The sequence below is a fragment of the Flaviflexus salsibiostraticola genome (assembly GCF_003952265.1).
In the GTDB taxonomy this organism is placed as follows: Bacteria; Actinomycetota; Actinomycetes; order Actinomycetales; family Actinomycetaceae; genus Flaviflexus; species Flaviflexus salsibiostraticola.
This window is the reverse complement of record NZ_CP034438.1, coordinates 430,218-453,553: the sequence shown is the minus strand read 5'-3', so window position 1 is coordinate 453,553 and position 23,336 is coordinate 430,218. Positions and strand designations below refer to the sequence as shown.

Annotated in this window: 16 protein-coding genes; 3 read left to right on the top strand and 13 right to left on the bottom strand. The window is 60.0% G+C overall.

Translation table 11 applies throughout. The features are described 5' to 3' along the window. Positions 1-135: 135 nt before the first annotated feature. The 9 genes from EJO69_RS02125 to EJO69_RS02085 form a co-directional block, all read right to left on the bottom strand. Positions 136-1,248 carry an MATE family efflux transporter gene (locus tag EJO69_RS02125; protein ID WP_164519836.1) on the bottom strand — a complete coding sequence of 371 codons (1,113 nt, stop codon included), beginning with the start codon at positions 1,246-1,248 and terminating at the stop codon, positions 136-138. Between the two features lie 84 nt (positions 1,249-1,332). After that, a complete protein-coding gene (locus EJO69_RS02120) occupies positions 1,333-2,094 on the bottom strand; it encodes a glycosyltransferase family protein (protein WP_126038601.1) in 762 nt (253 codons plus the stop codon). 316 nt (positions 2,095-2,410) lie between these two features. Further along, the gene (locus tag EJO69_RS02115; protein WP_126038598.1) at positions 2,411-3,688 is read right to left on the bottom strand and encodes a nucleotide sugar dehydrogenase; all 1,278 of its coding nucleotides are present in this window, start codon (positions 3,686-3,688) and stop codon (positions 2,411-2,413) included. Continuing rightward, a complete protein-coding gene (locus EJO69_RS02110; protein ID WP_126038595.1) occupies positions 3,685-4,635 on the bottom strand; it encodes an NAD-dependent epimerase/dehydratase family protein in 951 nt (316 codons plus the stop codon). The genes EJO69_RS02115 and EJO69_RS02110 overlap by 4 nt, the downstream gene beginning before the upstream one ends. Continuing rightward, positions 4,635-5,876 (bottom strand): glycosyltransferase family 4 protein, encoded by a 1,242-nt coding sequence (locus EJO69_RS02105; protein ID WP_126038592.1) that lies wholly within the window; start codon positions 5,874-5,876, stop codon positions 4,635-4,637. The genes EJO69_RS02110 and EJO69_RS02105 overlap by 1 nt, the downstream gene beginning before the upstream one ends. After that, a complete protein-coding gene (locus tag EJO69_RS02100; RefSeq protein WP_126038589.1) occupies positions 5,851-6,774 on the bottom strand; it encodes an NAD-dependent epimerase/dehydratase family protein in 924 nt (307 codons plus the stop codon). The genes EJO69_RS02105 and EJO69_RS02100 overlap by 26 nt, the downstream gene beginning before the upstream one ends. A gap of 1 nt (position 6,775) precedes the next feature. Beyond that, positions 6,776-7,768 (bottom strand): MraY family glycosyltransferase, encoded by a 993-nt coding sequence (locus EJO69_RS02095; protein WP_164519835.1) that lies wholly within the window; start codon positions 7,766-7,768, stop codon positions 6,776-6,778. A gap of 1 nt (position 7,769) precedes the next feature. Further along, the gene (locus EJO69_RS02090) at positions 7,770-9,623 is read right to left on the bottom strand and encodes a polysaccharide biosynthesis protein (RefSeq protein WP_211331472.1); all 1,854 of its coding nucleotides are present in this window, start codon (positions 9,621-9,623) and stop codon (positions 7,770-7,772) included. Positions 9,624-10,121: 498 nt separating this feature from the next. Further along, a complete protein-coding gene (locus EJO69_RS02085; RefSeq protein WP_126038583.1) occupies positions 10,122-11,189 on the bottom strand; it encodes an LCP family protein in 1,068 nt (355 codons plus the stop codon). Between the two features lie 299 nt (positions 11,190-11,488). Here EJO69_RS02085 and EJO69_RS02080 point away from each other — a divergent pair, with 299 nt between their 5' ends. Beyond that, entirely contained in the window at positions 11,489-13,903 is a 2,415-nt protein-coding gene (locus EJO69_RS02080) for an MMPL family transporter (protein WP_126038580.1), read from the top strand. Between the two features lie 67 nt (positions 13,904-13,970). Here EJO69_RS02080 and EJO69_RS02075 read toward each other — a convergent pair whose 3' ends face one another. The 4 genes from EJO69_RS02075 to aspS form a co-directional block, all read right to left on the bottom strand. Further along, complete coding sequence (locus EJO69_RS02075) at positions 13,971-15,836, bottom strand: AAA family ATPase (protein ID WP_126038577.1); 1,866 nt, start codon at positions 15,834-15,836, stop codon at positions 13,971-13,973. A gap of 361 nt (positions 15,837-16,197) precedes the next feature. Continuing rightward, positions 16,198-16,566 (bottom strand): thiol-disulfide oxidoreductase DCC family protein, encoded by a 369-nt coding sequence (locus EJO69_RS02070; RefSeq protein ID WP_164519834.1) that lies wholly within the window; start codon positions 16,564-16,566, stop codon positions 16,198-16,200. 475 nt (positions 16,567-17,041) lie between these two features. Beyond that, complete coding sequence (locus tag EJO69_RS02065) at positions 17,042-17,899, bottom strand: GNAT family N-acetyltransferase (protein WP_164519833.1); 858 nt, start codon at positions 17,897-17,899, stop codon at positions 17,042-17,044. A gap of 1 nt (position 17,900) precedes the next feature. Then, positions 17,901-19,724 (bottom strand): aspartate--tRNA ligase, encoded by a 1,824-nt coding sequence (gene aspS, locus EJO69_RS02060; protein ID WP_126038568.1) that lies wholly within the window; start codon positions 19,722-19,724, stop codon positions 17,901-17,903. 147 nt (positions 19,725-19,871) lie between these two features. Between aspS and EJO69_RS02055 the strand changes: the two genes are divergently transcribed. Both EJO69_RS02055 and EJO69_RS02050 read left to right on the top strand, forming a co-directional pair. Further along, positions 19,872-21,275 (top strand): MFS transporter, encoded by a 1,404-nt coding sequence (locus tag EJO69_RS02055; protein ID WP_164519832.1) that lies wholly within the window; start codon positions 19,872-19,874, stop codon positions 21,273-21,275. A gap of 117 nt (positions 21,276-21,392) precedes the next feature. After that, entirely contained in the window at positions 21,393-23,270 is a 1,878-nt protein-coding gene (locus EJO69_RS02050) for a DEAD/DEAH box helicase (protein ID WP_211331471.1), read from the top strand. Positions 23,271-23,336: the final 66 nt, after the last annotated feature.

The following is a 23,336-nucleotide window of genomic DNA, read 5'->3' as shown; positions in this document are numbered from 1 at the left end:
AGCCAATTTCTGACAAACGTGGACGTGACGATGATTTTAGCTGCGCCACGGTCTCTGAGCTTTCTCGCTGAAAATTTCGAATCTTCCTTTTTTTCCTCTGAAGCCCTCAGTCATTGGACGAGATATCCCCAGCATTCAATCGACCATCCTAAAGCATATCCAAAGCCAAACTAGAGAGCCAAGCAGGGTGCCAATGCTGAACATCCATATTGCGCCACTTAAGCCAGAGAGTGCTCCTAGAAGCGGCAGAGCGATTGAAATCCCGCTTTGAAGCAAGCGACCTCTAATAAGGTCACGCTCGATCAATCGTGTCCTGGCGTTGACATATAAGTAATGCCCGACCATAGAACCAGCCAGGAAGATTCCAGCAGGGGCCCAGTATGCCGAAACTTCGTCCAAGACGTCGATCCCCAGCGGATGGTGCTCGACGTACAGCAGTATCGAAGCACCCACTATGCCGCAAAACATCCCTAACAGAGCTACTAAACCAACCACGCTCATTGCGAATACTTCGCGAACGTCGCGACGGGATAGTTGTGGACGTAAGAGATTAATTAACATCCTGACCGGGGCAGAAAAATTAGATATGGCACGGTAGATTCCAAAGTCGGCAGCACCCAGGACGGGGATTAGTAAGTATGGCGTGCCAACTGCGCTCATATCCAACATCGCAGAATCCTTTAGAAGAGGACTCATAGCGGACCAATAATGCTTGAACCAGCGGACAACGGACAGCGGGCCACCCACCTCGCGCATCGACCCAAGAACCCAATGGGCTATGCCAGCAACCGTCCAAGCCAGGAGGAGAATGTCAAGCTGGTTGGAAAAGTCGCCGACGCAGAACATGACCGTGGAGAAGAGGACCAACGCCAGTAGTTCAGTCGTGAATAATCGACGCCAAGACCCTAATCTTATCTCCAAGTATCTTATGGGAAATCGCCGGCCCGCCAGAGTCACCGAGAGGAAGCCCAAAACTGCTGTGAGTAGCGAGCCCTCCATAAAGCCGAAAATAACACCTGCAACTGCACCAAAAAACCCAGCCGTCCACGTCGAAACCGCCGCATAATCGGCAGGCGAAGACCGCGTATCGGACCAGGTAACCGATCTGGCATAAGCTTCGGAGATCGCAGACAAAGAGAACGACGAAGCGAGAGCAAAAGTCAGATACCCGGCAGAAAATGCTCCGAATTGGAAAGTTGAGAGAGTCAACATCCCCGATACTTGCGGAGCAAGCTGAGTAAGTGACACTGCACCTAGAGTTCCCGCTTTATAAAGAGATTCCGCTGTCACTGTGGTTCGCGCCGAGCCTATTCCTTTGTCATGCAAGTAGAGTTACAGTACTGCTTTAGCCCACTCGTCTTCCCACGCCTGAAAGCTATAGTGGCGAAGCACTGTTTCCCTACTCCTAATGCCCATATCTTGGCGTTCTTCTCGCGAAGACGACACCATATCTGCAAGCGAGCGTTTCCATTCATCCGAACTCTCTGCTCCAAGAGAGCCGAACTTATGAATCACATCACCATTCGCTCCAACAGGGCTGGCTATTGAGGGTAGCCCCGCGGCACCATACTGAAGTAACTTGTAAGCGCATTTGCCCCGGGACCAGGCAGTGTCTGGTAGAGGCATAATGCCGAAGTCCACATCCGTCAGGCGAGCGGCAAAGCTCGACAACGACCATTCGAAACGATCAGTCATAACGTCGAGGGCGCCAAGAGACCCGTTTCCTCTGCTAACCAATCGCAATCGTAGGCCCGACCTTTTGTGCTCATTCAGGAGGGCTCCCTCTATCGTCCGCAGGTAAGTCTCTGTGCTCGGACTACCGAGCCAGACTGCAACAGGATGACGATAAGCGCACTCATAGGTCTCCTTGGGCAGATACTGCTCAGGTGAGACACAGCTTGGGATCACGCGGACATCGGAGTTTAGCTTCGCAGCAGATTCAGCCAAATAGGCGTTGCCAGCAATGACCACGTCGGCACTCTCCACGGAGATCTCCCATCTACGGGAGTTGGAGAGTCTGGGAATCCGAAACTTTCCATCGTCTAACATTATCGCGTCGTCAAAGTCGTAGACGCCCTTCGCAGAATTCTCCATTAGGCGTCGTTCGACACTCCCGTCCGAGAACGGGCTGGCTCTCCGCGAAATTAGCACCGGTGACGTGCGACTCTCAGAAGCGAGCCGACGAATCTCAAACTCTCGCCGGATAGTTCGTAAAGGCGTGCGAGCTAACGCACCTACTGAGTTGTTCGGCATCCTCGTGTAGCTGACGAGGTCGGCTTTGATCCCCAAGTGATCGAGCCAATCGTAAACTCGCACCCGAGCACTGCCACTCTGCGGACCATAGGAGGTCACTGCTGTGAGCATGCCTCTCCTAGCTCCAGATCTGACGTCTCACTGTAGATTCCATCTCTCATAGTCTAAGGTCGACGGAGTCGCGACTTAGAACGCACTTGAGGTCATAGAGAATACTGCAACCTTCCTTGCCGAATTTCCGAATCTCTTCGGCTCCCAACTCGACGAACTCACGGTGCGCAACGGCCAATATGATCGCGTCGTAATAACCGCGAGACGGTTCGTCAATCAGTGTGACACCACAATCCCGACGTGCTGTAGCGGGATCCGCCAGTGGATCATGGACTTCTGCGCGAACTCCGTACGACGAAAGATCGGAGATAATATCGACCACGCGGGTGTTACGGATGTCCGGAGTGTTCTCCTTGAACGTGAGGCCCAGGATCAGTACGCGAGCGTCAAGAATCCGAATTCCCCGTCTCGACATCGCTTTTACTAATTGGGAGGAGACATGAGACCCCATCGAGTCGTTCAGACGGCGACCAGCGAGAATGATTTCAGGATGGTATCCGACGGCCTGCGCCTTGTGAGTTAAGTAGTAGGGATCGACACCGATACAGTGTCCCCCAACGAGACCCGGTCGGAAAGGAAGGAAATTCCACTTCGAACTTGCTGCGTCGAGAACGGCCTCAGTGTCGAGGTCGAGCCGGTTGAATAGGATCGCCAATTCGTTTATCAAAGCGATGTTGACGTCACGCTGAGTGTTCTCGATTACCTTGGCCGCCTCCGCCACCCGGATCGAGCGAGCTTTGTACGTGCCTGCCTTTACCACTGCGGAATACAGGGCATCCACGAAATCTGCGGCTGCCGTGGTAGACCCGGAAGTTACCTTGACAATCGTGCTAAAACGGTGAACCTTGTCGCCGGGATTGATGCGTTCCGGACTGTAACCTACAAAAAATCCCTCGTTATACTTCAGGCCGCTTTCCCGCTCAAGCACAGGGACGCAATCATCTTCAGTAGCGCCCGGATACACAGTAGATTCAAAAATCACCACGTCGCCCTCGCTCAGATGCTGCCCTACAGTCTTAGAAGCCGCGAGTAAAGGCCCCAAATCGGGCTGATTATTCTTATTGATCGGAGTGGGTGCGGTGACGATGAAGACGTTTGCTTCATCAAGGTTTGCGGGGTCGTCAGTAAAGGAGAGTCGATGAGCAGTTGCCAGTTCCGCCGCTTCGACTTCCCTAGTACTGTCGCGCCCCTCACGAAGCTCAGCGATGCGGGACTTTTTAATGTCATACCCAATGACTGGGAACTTCTTGGCAAACTCGACGGCGAGCGGCAGTCCGACGTAGCCGAGTCCGATCACGGCGATTCGGGTGTCTTTGAGATTCATGCGTTTGCTGCCGTTCTCTTTGTCTGCTCAAACCACTTGATCGTCGCTGTTAGGCCTTCCGTCAGGTCAACGGGCCGTACATGTGGGAACAGCTCCCGCACGCGACTATTATCTGCCTGCGACGCACGTACATCGCCGGTTCTCGGCCCCGTATGGATTCGCTCTATCTGTCGCCCTAGTTGGGATTCAACTTCATCGAGCAAGGACAGCAGGGTGGTGTTGGTGCCATATGCGAGGTTAACGGGGTCCAGACTGTGAGTCTGATTCTGGATCGCACTGAAAATGACCGCACAAACAGTCTCGACATAGGTAAAGTCGCGGGACTGCAGGCCATCACCGTGGACCTCGACGGCTCTGCCATCAAGAGCGGCATCCAGAAATTTGGGGATTACAGCCGCATAGGCATGGCCAGCTGCTTGCCCGGGCCCGAAGACGTTGAAGAATCTGAAGGCCAATGTCTTTAGTCCGTAGGAGAACTGATATGCAATCGCATATCCTTCAGTGGCTGCCTTACTCACTGCGTATGGACTCATCGGGCGCGTCCAATCGAACTCGCTCTTTGGCAGATTGGGGTTTGATCCGTAGACAGAGCTCGAGGACGCGACGACTACGTGGCCCACGTGCGCTTGACGCGCCGCTTCGAGAACATTCAAAGTTCCGGTGGCATTCGCGGCGTGGGAGGCGACAGGGTCCGCTATCGACCTTGGCACACTGGGAATCGCGGCAAGGTGGACAATTGAGTCGACGCACGTTGCCGCGTGCACGAGCGCGTTGTAGTCCAAAATGCTCGCGCGGATGAATTCCACGTTTGTGCCGTCCAAGTTGTCCTCGTAGCCCGTGCTGAGGTCATCAATGACTCGAACTTCCGTGGCTCCATCATGCTTATTGATGTGCTTCGCAAGGTTCGACCCAATGAAGCCGGCCCCGCCAGTGATTAAAACTCTCATTACCTTCCATTTCCAACCGATTGGTGCTGGATCCGAACAGCATGTTCGGACGAAGCAACTCCTTCGAGGATATCCGCCAGACCTTGCCAGATGATTTCTGGCCTGTAGTCGTTTCGTGCCCTCTCTGCCGCGTTTTCACCGAGTACTTGAGCGAGTTCCGGTCTGGCAGCCAACTGATTGATTCTTTCGGTCAACGCATCGCTATCGTCGACGTCTATCAGGTAGCCAGTCTCTCCATCGATGACAGAGTCCACGGCTCCTGTAGCGCGCGTAGTAATCGCTGGAATTCCCGCTGACGCGGCCTCCAAAACGACGTTGGGAAATCCTTCTCTGCGAGTAGGAAGGACGAGAGTGTCGACTACTGAAAGGTATCCCCAGACATCGTTAGTCCAGCCAACGGTGCTGACCCCAATCGAAAGGGAAGCTAGCTGCTCGACAAGAACGGAGTCCTCAACGGGTCCAATCACTAACAGGTGCACCTTTGGGTTGATATAGGGGTTTGAGAGCGCTCGAATCAGCGTGTCAACGCCCTTATCGTGGTTCAGCCGCCCGACGAAGCCTACGACGAACGCGCCTGTGGGAATAGATAAACCTTGACCGAGCAAGGGAGCGTCCATAGTGGCTGCCCGCTCGGCAACAGCCTCAGCAAATACACCGTTGCTACTGCCGTGCCCAATCACCCAGCCGCCTTTCGGGGGCACAAGCCTCAGTTCGGATCCCTCCTTCGCGAGGGATTGACTGACGTAGACCACGTCGGTTGCCAGTCGATGAGTTGACCACTCAACGCACCATAGAATGATGCGCTTGAGACCCGACGCGCCTTCTAATCTGAGCCCTCTCACGACATAGACACGCTTGGGTACCCTAAGGAGCCAAGCGGCAAGTCCACCGAGTAACCCTGCCTTTGGTGTGCTGATATTTACGATGTGAGGTTGCAGTTTTCTCAGTTCCCGAATCCAAGAAATTAGAGCAGCGAGATCCAACTTAGGTGACAACTCTCGGGCCATCGGGATTGAAGTTAACGAGACACCTTCACGGTCAGCAGCAGACTTGGCGGATTCATCGGGACTCGTAACGAGCGTGACATCGTATCCCCGCTCCTTGAACCACTCGAGTTGTCCACGAAGAAATGAGTACGCACTTCTGCCGATCGTGATGCCATAAACCAAGCGAACTCGATCCGTGGTCTTAATGGATGAATCGCACTCAGATTGATCAGCCAACTCTGACCACCCCTTCATGCGGGGTTTCCAGTTTTCCGAGAACCCCGGGGAACTGCTCAAAATCAGGCCGAAGCTCCAGGTCGCCGATTAATCGATCAATCATGTCTTGCTTCCCTGCCAGCCTTCCGAAGAATCTCATAATCTCAATCGGAACCGGCAATTGACGAACGCGTCGGCCTTGTCCTTCTGCGAGCCATTTAACAAGGTCTCGCGTCGAGATTGGTGAGGGATCTCCGATTAAGAGAGGCCGCGGCGGCACGTGTTCGGACTCCATAGCGGCGGTCAGCCACTCGACCATGTTGGAGATTGACAGCATGGTTCTACGATTCTGTATCGAGCCGAAGGGTAGCGGCAGTCCGACCTTCGTGAGGCGGGCGAGCCGTTCGATATTACCCTTCACGCCGGGTCCATAAACGACAGGTGGTCTGACGATGACGACCTCCAAATTGCGCGTGTCTGAGAGCGCCTTCAGCGCCTGTTCGCCCTCGAACTTTGAAATTCCATACGGATCGACTGGGGTTGGAAGGTCCTCTGAAGTTAGGGGCCTGCCCTCCGATCTCTCACCATTCACCTTGATAGAGCTCACGAATACGAGGCGTTTGACACCCTGTTGCACGCATGCATGGGCTAACCGCTCGGTGCCTCTGGCATTGACCTCGCGAAATTCCTCGAGTGGATCTTCTGATGTTTCAGTCATGACATGAACTCGAGCCGCCAGGTGGAGAACAACATCGACGTCGTCCAGCAAGCCGGACCAATCGGTTTGCGAATCGATTGACGGAACAACACGGTTCTCCGCGCCGATCGGGAGATCGACGGGAGAGCGAGATAGCGCCACGAGTTCATGGGACTCAGAGAGTGCATTGACGACATGCCGTCCGACGAAACCGCTCGCACCGGTCACAGCAATGCGCATATCAATGACCTCCGATCAACGATTGCCGCAGGACACGCGGAAGATGGAGATACAACATGGCGACGGCAATCATGAGACCCGACGCGATGAACGGTGACAAACCAATGACTGTCGAGAGCCCTAGCGCGATATTGATCGCGGTGAACAGGGCGACGGTTAACGCCGAGGAGAGGTGCGACAACCCTGAAGAGGAGAGCTGCTGGTAGACATGGGATCGGTGGGCAGCATACCAGCGCTCTCCTCGTCGAACTCTCTTGACCAAAGTTGCACCGGTGTCTGCCAAGTAAATGCTCAGGGGAGATAGCACGGCCAGCACAGGAAGGCCTTCCAGGACGGCAACTGCTGCCATTGTAATGATGGTCCCGCCAAGCAAGTAGCTGCCGACGTCTCCAAGGAACATCCCTCCTAGACTGAAATTCCACGGTAAGAAAGCAGCGCTGACACACGCCAAGAGCGTGCCCGAAACAAGTAGCGAACTCGAGTCGTTTAGTGTCCCCAGGGCTGCAAATGCCGTGCCGACTACAAAACCGTGAAGTCCGGAAATGCCATTGATGCCATCCATGAAGTTGGTCGCGTTGACATAGGCCACGAATGCAAATCCAATAATTGGGATCCAGAGAAGCGGAGCGTCGATCAATTGAACAAGAACGATAGCCATAGCGACGCCGATGGTTACTTGTATGGCGGCCCGCCATTGGACAGAGACTCCACGGACATCCTCGACAAAACCCAAAACTCCCGCGCTCATGCCAGCAGCTCCAATAAGGAGAATGAGATCTCGATCGACATCGGCGTCCATGACTGCGGCAGCCACCACTACACCAATGACGAGTCCAGCCGCGGTGCTGAGCCCTCCCCCTCGTAGGGTCGGTTTCTCATGCGAGGAGCGTTCATTGGGGATATCGACAATCTGAAGGCGCCTCAGGAGTGGGCGGAATGCAATCGGCGAAATCATCGCTACAAGGCCACCGATAACGGCAGGCAGCCAGTGCATACTAGCCATCGGTACCGGATTTCGTTACTTCGTGAAGTTCGAGAGACGATTCCTCTTCAGCTTCGAGCAGATCGAGCACCTGTTGCCGAGTCTCGGGCAGCTCCGGAATGTTCGTGGGAGCAAGGCTCGGGACCCTCACCGTGGAGATGAGCGGATGCCCACTGGGTTGGCTGTCCTCCGACGAACTGAAGAGAACCTCGTGGAGCTTCTCCCCTGCCCTCAGCCCCGTGTAGTTGATCTGTATGTCCTTGCCTGATTCGGCGATGAGCCTCTCGGCGACATCGACGATCTTGACCGGCTCCCCCATGTCGAGGACAAGCACATCACCGGGGTTGCCGATCGCGCCGGCCTGGAGGACGAGCTCGCAGGCTTCGGGGATGGTCATGAAGAAGCGGGTGACGTCTGGGTCGGTGACTGTCACCGGTCCCCCGCGCTCGATCTGTGCCCTGAACGTGTAGAGCACGGAGCCTCGCGAGCCGAGGACGTTGCCGAAGCGGACGGAGAGGTACGTGAGCCCGCCATCCACCGCGTGCCACGACGTCAGTCGCTCAGCGAATCGCTTAGTGATGCCGAGGACGCTCGTGGCATCCGCTGCCTTGTCGGTGGAGATGTTGACGAAGTGCTCGACCCCGGACTTCCGGGCGGCAGCAAGGACGTTGCGGGTGCCGAGAGTGTTGGTCTTCCATCCCTCGAGCGGGTACCGCTCGAGCATCGGCAGGTGCTTGAGGGCGGCTGCATGGAAGACGACCTCGGGCCGGTGGTGGTCGAAGATCGCCTCCAGGGCGTCAGGCTCGCGGATGTCGCAGAGGACGATGTCATCGCTGTCGAGAAGGCCATCGCCGTCGATCGACAGGCGCACAGCGTGGAGCTCGGACTCGTCACGATCGAGCAGGACGAGCTTCTCGGGACCCAGGCGGTGAAGCTGGCGGGCAAGCTCGGAGCCGATAGAGCCGCCGGCGCCGGTGATGAGAACGCGCTTGCCCATGACGTAGTCCGCGATCGACCGAACATCGGTCTCGATGGGCCGCCGGCCCAGGAGGTCAGCAACGTTGAACTGGCGCAGCCGATCGAGGCTGACACGGCCACCGATCATCTCCCGCACAGTCGGGATGACGACAAGGTCGAGGCCGTGCGACGTGCATTCGCGCGAGACGTGCTGGACCAGCTTCGCGGGCGCCTTGCTGATGGCGAGGATGACGGTCTTTGCACCCAGGCGCTCTGCGAGGTCGATGAGGTCATCGCCTGTGCCGAGCACCCGGTAGTCCCTGACCCTCAGCATCTGCTTGCCGCGGCTGTCGTCGACGAAGCCGAGTATCCGGTAGGGCGGCTCTGCTGCGTGATCGACGAGCTTAGCGACCTGGCGGCCGGCTTCGCCGGCGCCGTAGATGAGGACAGGCACTGCCGCCTCAGCGACAGCCTTATTCATGTGCGAGCGCTGGACGAAAAGTCGGTACACTCCGCGGAAGGCTCCCATGAAGATGAGGGCGAGGGGAGGCATAACGATAGGCAGGGCGCGGGGGAAGTCGGTGATGAAGGCCGAGAGCAGGAGACCGACGGGGAACACGATGAAAAGCGTGGTTGCGGCGACCCCGACGACCTCATCGAAGCTTGCAACGCGATTACGACCCCTGAGGTAATTCGCGAATACAAAGCTCGACGTGTGGATACCGATCGCGAGGATCGTGAAGCTCACTGCCCACGCCCACTGGGGATCGCTCAGTCCGAAGTCATACCGGAGCGTTGTCACTGTGAGGAGCGCCAGCAACCAGGCGAGCGCGTCAACTCCCAGGAGGATAGAAACCTTCAGTCGTAGCGGCAGCTCATGGAGCCGCTCGTTCAACGGTGCTCTACGCACTGATCACCTCTCACGTCTACGACCATCTTCGGACACGGCTTTCAGGCTAAACCCAGGTTCGGACGAAACTCAACAAGAAATTACTATGAGTCGGACCATGCACCTCCATGCACACCCCATCGTAAACCCGGGTCAATCGATGTGCGCCGCAATCTAAACGCGTCGTTTAGGTTGAATTATCAAGGTTTCAGCGATTTCCAGATGCTTCATTCAGCAGCGCAGAACGCGCCTATCGGAAATAAAATGAGCACCGAAACGTGGCGAGACGCATTCTCTGTTCTCCACAATGTGGGACAGGAAAACGCCGTAACAATGCGTTGAGCACGGCAGATGTGGCGTTTGCACACTCTCCGCGCCAGAGAGTCACTGCTCGAGTGCAAAGTTCGTGACGGGGAAATCTGTCGCACATCATGATCGATACGTAGCTGCGGCGCGGACGCGAGATCGCACTGACATCTCAACCCACGCTCGCGGTTGTCGCTTTCCAGTCTCCCTGGCCTACTCCGGGTTCGCTGGTAGGCGGGTGACGACATCGGGATTCTCGGCCAGGTACTCCCCCACGACATCGTTCTTCATCGCATCGAAGAGGGCGGTGCCGTTGACCTCGTCGAAGATGACGATCGACTGGCCATTGTCTGAGCGGCCGACTCCGTTGTGCGGCATGGTGAGGAAGTTGACGTCGCCCGGTCTGACATTGCGGGCCGAGAACAGCAGGTTTCTCATTTCCCCGATGGAGAAGCCTTCATCCACCGTGACGGACTGGGCCACGGTTTCCACGAAGTCGGTCAGCTTCCCCATATCGCCGAGGATGTCCTGCTCGAAGACCTCCCGCATGATCGACCGCATCCAATTCTGTTGGCGCTGCACGCGGGAGAAGTCTCCGCCGCTCAGCTCGTAGCGCTGGCGGACATAGACAAGGGCCTCATCACCTGAGAGCCGCTGCTCTCCGGGGGCGAGTGTCTCTGAGCCGACCTGGAGGGGCTTGCTCAGGGTGATGGTCACTCCCCCGAGTGCATCGGTCATTGTTGAGAACGAATCGAAGTCGGTGACAACGAAGTGGTCGATCCGCACATCGGTGAGGTCCTCAACAGCCTGAATCATGAGGGGCGGGCCTCCGAAGGAGAAAGCGGCGTTGATCTTGTTCTGCCCCCATCCCGGAATCGTGACCCACGTGTCGCGCGGGATCGACGTCAGCGTGATGCCCTCCCGGTCGCCATCGATATGGACGAGCATGATGGCATCGGTCCGCTGGGCGCCGATCTGCCATTGGGAGGGGTCTCCCGCCGAGATCCTCGAGTCGGAGCCGAGCACAAGAATGTTGACCGGCTGCTGATCCTGCTCATCAACCTGTGCCGGCACTTCGGGCCGCGAGGGAATGGCGGCAAACGGATCATCGATCCTGTCGATCATCCCGTCCAGGCGACTCTGCATCCACCAACCGAATCCGGCGACTCCCGCGATGAAGACGAGAGCGGCGACAACGAGGAAGATCAGTGTCTTCCGAGCAGTCGACATCTTCCTGCGTGGAGCGGACTCGTCCGGGGCTCCGACCTGTGTTTCCACCATGAATCCTTCTCAGCGATCATCACCAGTGACTGGCGCTTGTTGTCCAGATTAACCCGAGGGGCTCCTTTGTGGTGAGACCAGTTCATTGGACATATCTGGTCCATGTGTGTGCGCTGGAGCCGACTTCGCAGGCTGGGTTGTTGTATGCGGCCAGCAGAGAGGGGGTGAGATTGCTTAAGAATGTTCCCCTCTCTCACCGGGAGGTAGAGAATTTGAGTGTGTTTGCGAAACTCGGTTCTGCGATCTCCCGGCGACCCCTTGTCACTATCGGTACATGGGTCCTGCTCATTGTCCTAGCAGTGGCATCTGCCCTGACCGGCTTCGGGGGCAGGACTCTTTTCGAGTCCATGGAGACAGGCAACCCCGTCATTCCCGGCAGCGAATCAGCCGTCGTCTTCGACGAGAGCCAGGCCGGCGGCGAGAGGATCCTCTACCTCCTCGACGGCATCCCGGAGGATCAGATGGCGGCGGGAACGGATGCGACCGACACGATCCTCGACCTGTCGGCTGAGCTCGAGGCCACCGATGGCGTCGGATCTGTCATCTCCTACCCCGCCGTGGTCGGCGAGATCCGTGCCGAAGTCGAGAAGAACCGCCAGGCCGCCGTCGCCGAGGTGGTCGCGGGCTTTGAGATGCCGCAGGCCGAGATAGACGCACTGGCCCAGGCAGACTCAGCGGCAGCAGCTGCCGCTCAGGCCCAGCTCGATGCCGAGAAGGAGGCGGCGATCGAGCAGGTCAACACGCAGATCGATGCGGAGCTCGAGCGACTCATCGCCGGGTCGGGCGACGAGCTCGAGCCCGGCGCCATCAGCCCGAGCAGCTTCATGTCCACCGAGGGCGATGGCCACATCGTCATCATCACCCTCGATGAGGATCTGTCCGATGCGGAGAACAAGGCTGTCGATGCCGAGGTTATCGCCCTGCTCGATGCGACGACTTCCGATCTGCAGACCATCGACTCAAATGTCGATGCCTACATCCAGTCCGTCCAGCTCATCACGGACGACATCATGGCCCAGGTCCAGGACGACCTCATCATCGGCGAGGCGATCGGCCTGCCGATCGCTCTCTTCCTCATGGTCATCGTCTTCGGCGGCCTGCTGGCCGCGGGCCTGCCGCTGGTCGGGGCGATCTCGACGATCGCTGTCGGCATGGGCGTGCTCTGGGTCCTCTCCTACGTGACGACAGTCGACTCCTTCATCCTCAACATCATCTCCCTCATCGGGCTTGGCCTCTCGATCGACTACGGCCTCCTTGTTGTGTCCCGGTACCGGGAGGAGATCCAACGGCTTCTGCCGACTATTGGGTACAGGAGCGACGGTGCCGACATACCGAAGGCCCTGAGCCCAGAGCAGAGAAAGGCCCTCAAAGGCGCGATGGACCAGGCACTGACCACAACCGTGGCGACAGCGGGCCGGACCGTGTTCTTCTCTGCCGTCATCATCGCCATCTCGATCGGCTCGCTGCTTGTCATGGAGGCGCAGATCCTCAACATGATCGCCATCGGCGGCATCTTCACCGTGCTCCTCGCCGTCCTTGCAGCGCTCACACTCGTACCGGCACTGGTCCGGGCCTTCGGGGTCAAGCTTCTCAGGCCCTCGGTGCTCTCGAGGATTCCCGTCCTGCGGAAGGTGACCGGCGGGTTCGGCGATGCCTCGACTGACCATGGTTTCTTCTCCAGGCTCGCCAGGTTCGTCCACAACCGTCCCTGGCCGATCCTCATCCTTGTCGCAGCGATCCTCATTGTCATGGCTCTGCCGCTCGGCAACCTCCACATGAGGTCCTCCATCGATGAGTACGTCCCGAAGAGCTCCCCCTCAGGTGCGGCGATCGCCGTTCTCAACGAGGAATACCCTGCTTTCAGGACCCCGGAGATCCAGATCCTCGCCGATGAGGTACCCACGACAGTGGCTGACTCCGCGTACGTCGCGGAGCTGAAGACCATGTTCCCCGAGGCGGCGATCAGCGTCTCCGATGGTGCGGTCGATGGAACAGCGATGATCGGCGTCGACCTGCCGGTGGAGGATGCGCTGTCTGTCGAGGTCGAGGGCTACGTCGATGACATCCGGGCCGTCGATGCCGAGTTCGAGACCTGGGTGGGCGGCAGCGCCGCCATGCAGATCGACTTCAGCCGATCGCTGGCAGATGGTGCTCCCGCCGCCGGCGCGATCATCGTCATTACAATCTTCGTGCTCCTGTTCCTCATGACAGGCTCCCTCATGGTTCCGCTCAAAGCCATCCTCCTCAACGGCCTGTCACTGCTGGCCTCTCTCGGCCTGGCGGTGTGGATCTTCGAGAACGGCTTCTTCGGACTCCCTCAAGCAGATGGTCTGGAGTCCTATGTCATCGCCATTGGACTCGCCTTCGGCTTCGGCCTCGCCATGGACTACGAGGTCTTTCTCTTGGCCCGCATCAAGGAGTACTGGGACGCCGGCTACTCGAATGATGAGTCCGTCGAACGAGGCCTGCAGCGGTCGGGTCGGATCATCACCTCGGCAGCCGCCATCATCATCGCCGTCTTCATCGGCTTCGTGTTCGGAGAGCTCGTCATCGTCACCCAGGCAGGCGTCACACTCGCAATCATCGTCGCGATCGATGCCACGCTCGTCCGCATGCTCCTCGTGCCCGCCACGATGACACTGCTCGGCCGCTGGAACTGGTGGGCACCTAAGCCCTTAGTCCGTCTGCACGAGAAGTTCGGCATTTCGCACTGAACTTGGACAGCCTTCAGTTTAGGTGGAGGTAAGAGAACCGGCGGGTTCGGCGAATCAAGCTAGGATCTCAACCTGACAAATTGGCGAGCTTGCTGGACAGCCTGGCCAGATCGGACGGGCTGGTGACAACATCGGCCTTAAGGGCTCCTATCATCGCCCTCATTAAGAGATCTTTTGTTCGCATGACCTTGCATCGGGAGCTGAACTGTCCAAGAGCCCGCTTGGGGTCTATGTACGCGAGTCGGTCAGATTTCCATTCCTCCTCAAACTCACTCTCAAGCGCATGAAGGTTGGCATCTGTCAAAAATTCCAATCTCTTCGACGCTACTCGAGCTGCATTCTCAAAATAGTCGCGGATCGGAACTTTGTGGTCATCATTTGATTCGATGTGGCGAACGGTTTTTTCTTGCAGCCACAGTCTTTTCGCATCGTCGTACTGTTCTTCAAAGCACAACTCCAACGTCTCATCCACCTCGGCAGCCGAAATATCGAGGTCAATGTGGCTAAAGGTCTGGTGTATCCATTTCCCATCTAAGAAAAGACTCTCTAACGCGTACCCTGTCCACATGAATCGCGCAGGCGAACTATTCCATTCGGTAACGTAGCGCAACGACTTACGATCGCGATCCCGTATAAAAACTATGGGAACATTCGCCGTATTCTCGAACTTGTTCGCAATCGACGCTACACTCGCGCTGCTTCCAGCCACTACGAAGAATGCGGAAGCGAACTGCTCAGGTAGCAGAAGGCGCAACCACTTCTCATCGGTAGGGCCCTCGACAACGGCGATAAAATTTCCAGGAACCCATAGGCCTGGGGATACACCAATGTCCTCAAACATCTGGAGGCGCGATTCTTCGGTGTCAGCAAAAGTGACATTTGCCGACCCTGTCGCTTCACTCCGAGCAAGTACCAGTACGTCTTTACCAGGAATCGTGCCGAGGATATTAGGACTATGCGTAACCATCCATAACTGGCCTGCCCCTACTTCGCTCCGAATGGCAGTCGCAATCTCAACCTGAAGGCTTGGATGCAGGTGCTGTTCAGGCTCATCGATGAGGAGTATTGATCCCGTCTCGAAGTGCGTCTTGACGAACTGGAGTATTTGAAGTGCGATCAGCTCTCCCGCGGAAAGTGTATTTACGCGATGCCGCCCTCCGCCCGGTACTTCGACTTCCAGAGCAATCCCGCCGTCTCTTTGAAGGGAAGGTTCGTGTAGCCGCTTTCCTGTCGCGCGCTCAAACGCATCCGCGATCTCCTTAAAGTCAGCTTCGTAACTGGATGGTTCTCCGCTGGCTCTGGAAGTCAACAAACCAGCGTAGTGAAGCGCGGCGAGACTGGAGAAGACGTCAAAGTTGTGGATTTGGCTCCAGTCAGCTATCTGTTGTGCGATGGTTTGTTGCCCCAAGCTCCGGGTCTTTTCCCTGGAGAGGCTCGACAAGCTCAAAGTCAGCTCTGGAGAACGTTCGACCATCCGGTCCGCAGGCAGGTAGGTGACCTCCATGAACGGTAGTTTGGTCCTAGCGATATGATTGGACATGAATTGACCAGGAATCGGGTTTCCCGAGTCGTCCTCGACCGTCCATTCTGTGTAGTCGACGGAAGAGACCTTCAATCGACAGCGCAACTCATTTCCCGAGAACAACGTCGGATGATTCATCTCGCGAACAACCTCTGTAAACGCTTCCCTTTCGAATTCGGATAGATGAAAGTGCACCTCGATCGACATCTGGCTTCCAGCGAACCGAATGTATTTATGAAGTTCAGTAGAAAATACCTCCGGGCGAGAGGCTAACGCTATTGCGAGTAAGAGCTGGCTCTTCCCGACCCCATTTCGACCACCGACGAAAATCTCGTGACGAGTGTGGAGATCTTTCAGATCTATGCTCCCAAGGCCGGCGAAGTTGTTCGTTAGTATTCTTTTGACTCTCATTCCACACTCCTTCGATGCCAGCGTAACGTTTGATGGAACGTCTTACGCCAGTTGCGTCACGCGCGCGGCGCAAGCGCCCGCTGATCATCCCTCCGTCATTTCGGAGAACCGCGCGTACCATGGGTGACACCACGTCCCGAAGATAAACAATGGCGGAACACGCCTGCGAGCGTTGTGCAGGAATGCGCGAGCTCAACAGTCGAGTGAACGCGACATACCGTCCCTGAAATAAACTAGCGCGCCGTTTTCACACTTGACGACATGCCGACGGTCTCCGCGCGCACCCGCGTTGTTAGAACAAATAACTGGGCGGACGCTACTATCCTCGTAATCCAGGGCAGCAAGTTGCACTTTAACAGGATCAGCCGGGGATGATCCACAGCGGGATACGCCGACGATTGCTCGCAACTAAGCGATAGGCCTCCCGCGCGACGGGCGTCAGCAGCCTGAAGTTGATGACATACCCTGCAGCCTTCCATGGCCACGGCATTGTCTTGAAAACCGCACCGACGGCACGATGCCCTCGCTCGACTGTCTCCCCCGCGAAGATCAGATACTTCTCGTACTCCGAGTCATCCACGCCGCGGTGGCTGAGATCGGCGTGATCGGTGAACTCGGCAGGCGATCGCCTGCTCGCCCAGCGGGCCATCTTCGTACAGATGCCACAGTTGCCGTCGTAGACGCAGATCGGCCTGCTCTTTGTCCCTGGAGTCTCGTGCTCATTGGTCATGTCCATCTCCCCCTCGAGCACAGTCTGACAGTCGACCAGTCGGCTGTATAGGCGAGAGCGGTCGATCGGAGGCAGCTCCGTGGCTGCGTCCCGGGATCATCCAGAGAGAACCCGCCACGCTCCCTCGCGCACGACAGTGGGCGGTTATGAATGCTCCGCGCAACTAATCATCCTCCACCGGCCCGCGTTCTTTGCTTTCTGATTTCATCGTTCACGGGCGTCTAGCGACACCGTTCAACTGATGTCTCAGGACATCATCGCGAGGACGTGTCACAACATCATTCATCCAGGCACATGCCCAGAGTGGTACTGCCAAGTAAAGATCAATGCGATCCCCACGGTCGTGCTCGATGTAGACAGTGCGGGCGGGATAGTGCTTGCGCACGATCCCGCCCGTCCCAAGTCAGCCGCTTTCACCTGGAGAGTCCAAGAGCGTGGACCCCGTAAGGAGATACAACTGTCCAGTCGTCACTATCTACTCGTCGTACTCCTGCAGTGGATGCGTGGCCAGGGTGACGTACGTGTGGCCCTCGTTGATGCCGAGCTTGCGATAGAGCCGCCTGGCCCTCTCGTTCCAGCTCCACATGCCGAAGGTGGCGATCGCCGTCTCCTTGAGCTCGCGGTTGATGGCGCCCGCCATGACGGCTCCGCCGATCCCCCGGCCCTGCCGGTCCGGGTCGGTGCCGAGCCCGGCGAAGTGGGAGGCGAGGGTGCCGTCGAACTGTCTGCGCCTCTCGACGCCCATGGCCCCACCCAACAGGTCCCCCTCGACGTAGCCGTACCAGAGCAGATCATCGAGATCTGCTAGTGCGGTTGTCGAGGGGTTCGATGCGGAGATGACGCGCTCGATCTCCGACCGCCAGGTCGGAAGATCGAGGAGCTGGATGAACTCATCGCCCTTCGGCGTGGGCAGCGGCTGGTCGGACCAGAAGAAGTCCCACCGGTGGCCCTCGTGCTTGCCGAGCCACTCGCGGTGGTGCTCGGACAGGCCGTGGAGCGTCTGCTCCTCGAACATGGCGTAGGCGGGCGGGGGCAGGGTGCCCCTGCCCGGCAGGGCCTCGAGCCTGCCCTCCTCCATCTCCTCCCGCACCCGATCGAGGGCGCGGTTGATGGAGGCGGGGTTGCCGATGGCGCTCAGGCTGAGGAACTCGTCATCCTCACTGTCCCTCAGCGCCACGAGCTCATCGAGGTCCGCAACCGGCTTCGAGGTCACGGCGAGGATGGCGTAGTCATCGCCCGTCTCGAAGAGCAGGGCGGTGCCCCGCTCGACGAGGTGGTCCCACCGTTCGGCGCCGCTGTTCCAGAAGACCTCGGTGGCCCTGTCCATCCCCATGCTACGCATCCGCCTCCGGGGCCTCGCCTGCCTCGTCGGCCTGCTCGTCCTCGCCGCGCGCCTTCGGCTTCGCGTCGACGCCGGCCTCCTTGCGCTGCTCGGGGGTGATCGGTGCCGGTGCCTCAGTCAGCGGGTCGTAGCCGCCGCCCGACTTCGGGAAAGCGATGACGTCGCGGATCGAGGGTGCGTCGACGAGGAGTGCGACAATGCGGTCCCATCCGAAGGCGATGCCGCCGTGCGGCGGGGCGCCGTACTTGAACGCGTCGAGGAGGAAGCCGAACTTCTCCTGCGCCTCCTCCTGAGACAGGCCCATGACCTTGAAGACACGCTCCTGAACATCGGAGCGGTGGATACGGATCGAGCCGCCGCCGATCTCGTTGCCGTTGCAGACGATGTCGTAGGCGTAGGCGAGCGCGCTGCCCGGATCCGTGTCGAACGTGTCGAGGTGCTCGGGCTTGGGTGAAGTGAAGGCGTGGTGAACGGCCGTCCACGAGCCGCCGCCGACCGCGACGTCGCCCTCGGCCTGGGCCTCGGAGCTGGGCTTGAAGAGCGGTGCGTCGACAACCCAGACGAACGCCCATTCCTTCGGGTCGATGAGGCCGCAGCGCTCACCGATCTCGAGGCGGGCCGCGCCGAGCAGCGCGCGGGACGCGGTCGTGTCGCCGGCGGCGAAGAAGATGCAGTCGCCCGGCTTCGCGCCGGTCGCCTCGGCGAGGCCGTCGCGCTCGGCATCGGTGATGTTCTTGGCGACGGGGCCGCCGAGCGTGCCATCCTCCGCGATCGTCACGTAGGCAAGACCCTTGGCGCCGCGGGCCTTCGCCCACTCCTGCCACTTGTCGAACGTGCGGCGCGGCTGGGAGCCGCCGCCGGGCATGACAACTGCGCCGACGTACTCGTTCTGGAACACCCGGAAGGGGGTGTCCTTGAAGTACTCGGTGAGGTCGACGAGCTCCTGGCCGAAGCGCAGGTCGGGCTTATCGGTGCCGAATCGGCGCATGGCCTCGGCGTAGGTCATGCGCGGGATCGGGGTCGACAGGTCGTAGTCGATGAGGCTCCAGACCTCGCGGAGGACCTTCTCGGCGATCTCGATGACGTCATCCTGCTCAACGAAGGACATCTCGACGTCGAGCTGGGTGAACTCCGGCTGGCGGTCGGCGCGGAAGTCCTCGTCGCGGTAGCAGCGGGCGATCTGGTAGTAGCGCTCCATGCCGGCCACCATGAGGAGCTGCTTGAACAGCTGCGGGGACTGCGGCAGGGCGTACCAGGATCCGGGTGAGAGGCGGGCCGGGACGAGGAAGTCGCGGGCACCCTCGGGGGTCGAGCGGGTGAGCGTCGGGGTCTCGATCTCGACGAAGTCGGCCTCGTCGAGGACCGCGCGTGCCGCGCGGTTGACCTTGGCGCGCAGGCGGATCGCGTTCTGCTCGTACTTGCGGCGCAGGTCGAGGTAGCGGTACTTGAGGCGGGTCTCCTCGCCGACCTTCCCGGAATCCTCGGCGTGCTCGGAGACCTGGAACGGGAGCGGGGCGGCCGAGTTGAGGATCTCGACGTCATCGGCGATGACTTCGATTTCGCCCGTGGGGATCGCAGCATTGGCGTTGCCCTCGGGGCGCTCGGAGACGGTGCCGGTCACCTGGATGACGTATTCGGCCCGGAGCTCGTGGGCGACCTCTTCGCGGATGACGACCTGGGCGATGCCGGAGGCGTCCCGCAGGTCGATGAAGGCGATCCCGCCATGGTCGCGGCGGCGGTCGACCCAGCCGACCAGGGTGACGGTTTCTCCCACGTGGGAGGCACGCAGGCTTCCCGTATAGTGCGAACGGAGCACAATTCCTCAATTCCTCTATGGTTCTGACCCGCGAGACGGGCGGATCCGGGCGGCGGCGAGACGAGCCGACACCAAGGAACAGTGTAGGACACGCATCACCTCTGTCGAGGTGGTCGGGCATCGATGGCCGGTGAGAGAATGCCCATTATGAAGAGAACCCGCCCCCAGCCCACAGCTTCTGAGAAGGCTCAGCGCTGGCTGCTGTGGACGGCGACGGCGATCATCACCGCGATCGCGTTCGAGGCCCTTGCCGTGACAACGGCGATGCCGACCGTGACCCGGGATCTCGACGGGGAGCATCTCTTCGCCCTCGCCAACGGCATCACCCTCGCCGCTCAGCTCATCACGACCGCCCTGGCCGGGCAGTGGGTTGACGCCAAGGGTGTCAAGCCCGCTCTCTTCATCGGCCTGTCCGCCTTCGCGGTCGGCCTCGTCATCTGCACGGCGGCGCCGACCATCGAGATATTCACGATCGGCCGCCTCGTCCAGGGCCTGGGCGGCGGCCTCTGCGTCGTTCCCCTCTACGTTCTCGTCGGCAGGCTCGTGCCTGCCGCACAGCAGCCGAAGTTCTTCGCCTTCTTCGCGGCCGCATGGGTCGTGCCCTCCCTCGTGGGGCCTGCGATCTCGGGCTTCCTCGTTCAGCAGATCCACTGGCGCTGGGTCTTCGCGATCGTCCCGACCATCCTCGTCTTCATGCTCCCGGCGATCGGCAGGGTTCTGGCGATCCTGCCGCCGATGGAGTTCACGGGCAATCTGTCTCGCATCCCCCGTACCGCCCTCCTCGCCTTCGGCACGGGCGGCGCCGCCATCATCCTCCAGGTCCTCTCCGGCACGACCGCGGATGACTTCACGGTCTTCACCTATGTCGCCATCGGCGTCTCCATGGTGGCTGCCCTCGCCTTCGTGCGGCCCCTCCTTCCGCCGGGCACGATCAGCCTGCGCCGCGGGCTGCCCTCGACGATCGCCTTCCGCGGGATCATCAACGGCACGTTCATCGGCATCGAGATCTACCTGCCCCTCATGCTCCAGCGGATCCACGGCTGGGACCCGTTCCAGGCCGGGCTCACGCTGACGTTCGGAAGCATCACGTGGGCGCTCGGCTCCTTCGTCCAGGCCCGGGTCGTCGACCCGGATAAGAGAAAGCACATCGCAACCTGGGGTGCCTTCATCATGCTCGTCGGCTGTGTCATGACCATCCCGGTCGCCTGGTCGAGCGTCTCCCCCATCCTCCTCATCATCGCCTGGTCGATCGCCGGCCTCGGCATCGGCATGGCCTTCCCGGCCATGGCGACCCATGCGCTCTCCCTTACCCCGATCGAGAAGCAGGGCGGCACCTCCTCGGCCCTCCAGCTGTCCGACACCCTGGGCGCTTCCCTCGCCATCGCTGTCGCCGGGATCGTCTTCGCCCTCATCGCCGGCCAGGGCACCCTCTCCTTCTTTGTCCTCCTCGTCGTCATGAGCGGGCTCGCGGCCTTCGCCCTCGCGGTGTCCTTCCGTGTTGAGCCGAAGGTCACCGTCGTGGGTCTGCCGAATTCCGTCGACTCTCGCTAGAGTGGTTGAGGCGCAACGTGCGCCGGTGGCGCCCTGCGCCACGCGCCCGAGGGGCGCCGTGATAGCTGAGGCTGCGAGTATGTGAATGTTCGGGCAGCTCGGCAGATGAGGAAGACAATGGCGGATACGCCTGAACTGAACACCCCCGAAATCGAAGCTGAAGAGATTACTGCGCCGGGCTTTGCCGAGCTCGGCCTACCCGATGACCTGCTCGACGCGGTCCAGAAGTTGGGCTTCACCACCCCCACCGCGATTCAGGAGCAGACCATTCCGACGCTTCTCAGCGGCCGCGACGTCGTCGGCGTCGCCCAGACAGGCACGGGTAAGACGGCCGCGTTCGGCCTCCCCCTGCTTGCGCAGATCGACCCGGCCAAGCGCCGCGTCCAGTCGATCGTCCTCGCCCCCACCCGTGAGCTTGCCATGCAGGTCGCGGACGCGATCAAGGATTTCGCGGCCGTGTCCCGCGACATCGACGTCGTCGCCGTGTACGGCGGCTCCTCCTACGTTCCGCAGATCCGCGCCCTCGAGCGCGGCGCACAGGTTGTCGTCGGCACCCCGGGCCGCGTCATGGACCTCATCGCCAAGGGCGCCCTCGATCTCTCCCGCGTCTCCTACTTCGTCCTCGATGAGGCCGATGAGATGCTCCGCATGGGCTTCGCCGAGGATGTCGAGAAGATCGCCGAATCGCTGCCGACCGAGAACCGCGTGACCGCGCTCTTCTCGGCGACGATGCCGCCGCAGATCCGCCGGGTCGCCGAGCACCACATGACGAACCCGAAGCACATCTCCGTCTCGAACCCGCGCTCGGTCGTCTCCACCGTCAAGCAGACCTTCGCGGTCGTGCCCTCCCGCCACAAGATCGGCGGACTCGCCCGCGTCCTCGCGACGACGGAGGCGGATGCGGCGATCGTCTTCGTCCGCACCCGCGCCTCAGCCGAGGAGCTCGCCCTCGAGCTCAACGCCCGCGGCGTCCAGGCCGCCGCCCTGTCGGGTGATGTCGCGCAGCGTGACCGCGAGAAGCTCGTCAACCGCCTCCGCGAGGGCTTCCTCGACGTTCTCGTCGCCACCGACGTGGCCGCCCGCGGCCTCGACGTCGAGCGGATCGGACTCGTCATCAACTTCGATATCCCGAAGGAGATCGACACCTACGTCCACAGGATCGGCCGTACCGGCCGCGCCGGCCGTGAAGGCGTCGCCCTCTCGTTCGTCACTCCCCGTGAGCGTGCACGCCTGCGCAAGATCGAGCAGGCCACGAAGGCGAACATGGAAGAGGTCGAGCTCCCCTCGCCCGCCGAGGTGTCGAAGCTCCGCGCCGATAGGCTTCTCAAGGAGGCCGTCGAGCGCCACGCCGCCGGCAGGCTCTCCGTCTACCGCGAGACCCTCGCGGCCTTCAAGGCGGCCCAAGAGGCCGGCGAGACCGACATGTCGGTCGATGACCTTGTCTATGCTCTTCTCGCGCTCGGCGTTCGCGACCCCGGGCCGCAGGCCAATGACGAGCCGGACCGCATCACCGTCCGCGACGAGCGCGGGGACCGCCAGGACCGGGATCGCGGCGAACGCCGTGAGCGCGGCTCCATGTCCGGTTCACGCCGCTACCGCGTCGAGGTCGGCCACCGCGACGGCGTCAAGCCAGGCGCGATCGTCGGTGCGATCACAGGCGAGGGCGGGCTTCGCGGCTCGGACCTCGGCAAGATCGACATCTACCCCTCCTTCTCCCTCGTCGAGATCATCGGCGAGCTCTCCTCCGATGCGACCAGCCGCATCTACGACGCCGAGGTCTCCGGCCGTGCCCTCAAGATCCGTCTTGACGAGGGACCCCGTGGCGGCGGCGACCGTGGCGGTCATCGCAGCGACCGTGGCGGCTACCGCAGCGATCGCGGTGGATACCGAAGCGATCGTGGTGACCGCATGAGCGGTGGAGAGAGATTCAAGCGTGGGGGTGACCGTTTCGACAAGCGTCGGACCGCAGCTCCCAAGCGTCGCCGAGACTACTGAGACAGCGGAGCGACACGTCACTCTTGAGTGACACCCGTGCGGCCCCTCTTCGGAGGGGCCGCACGT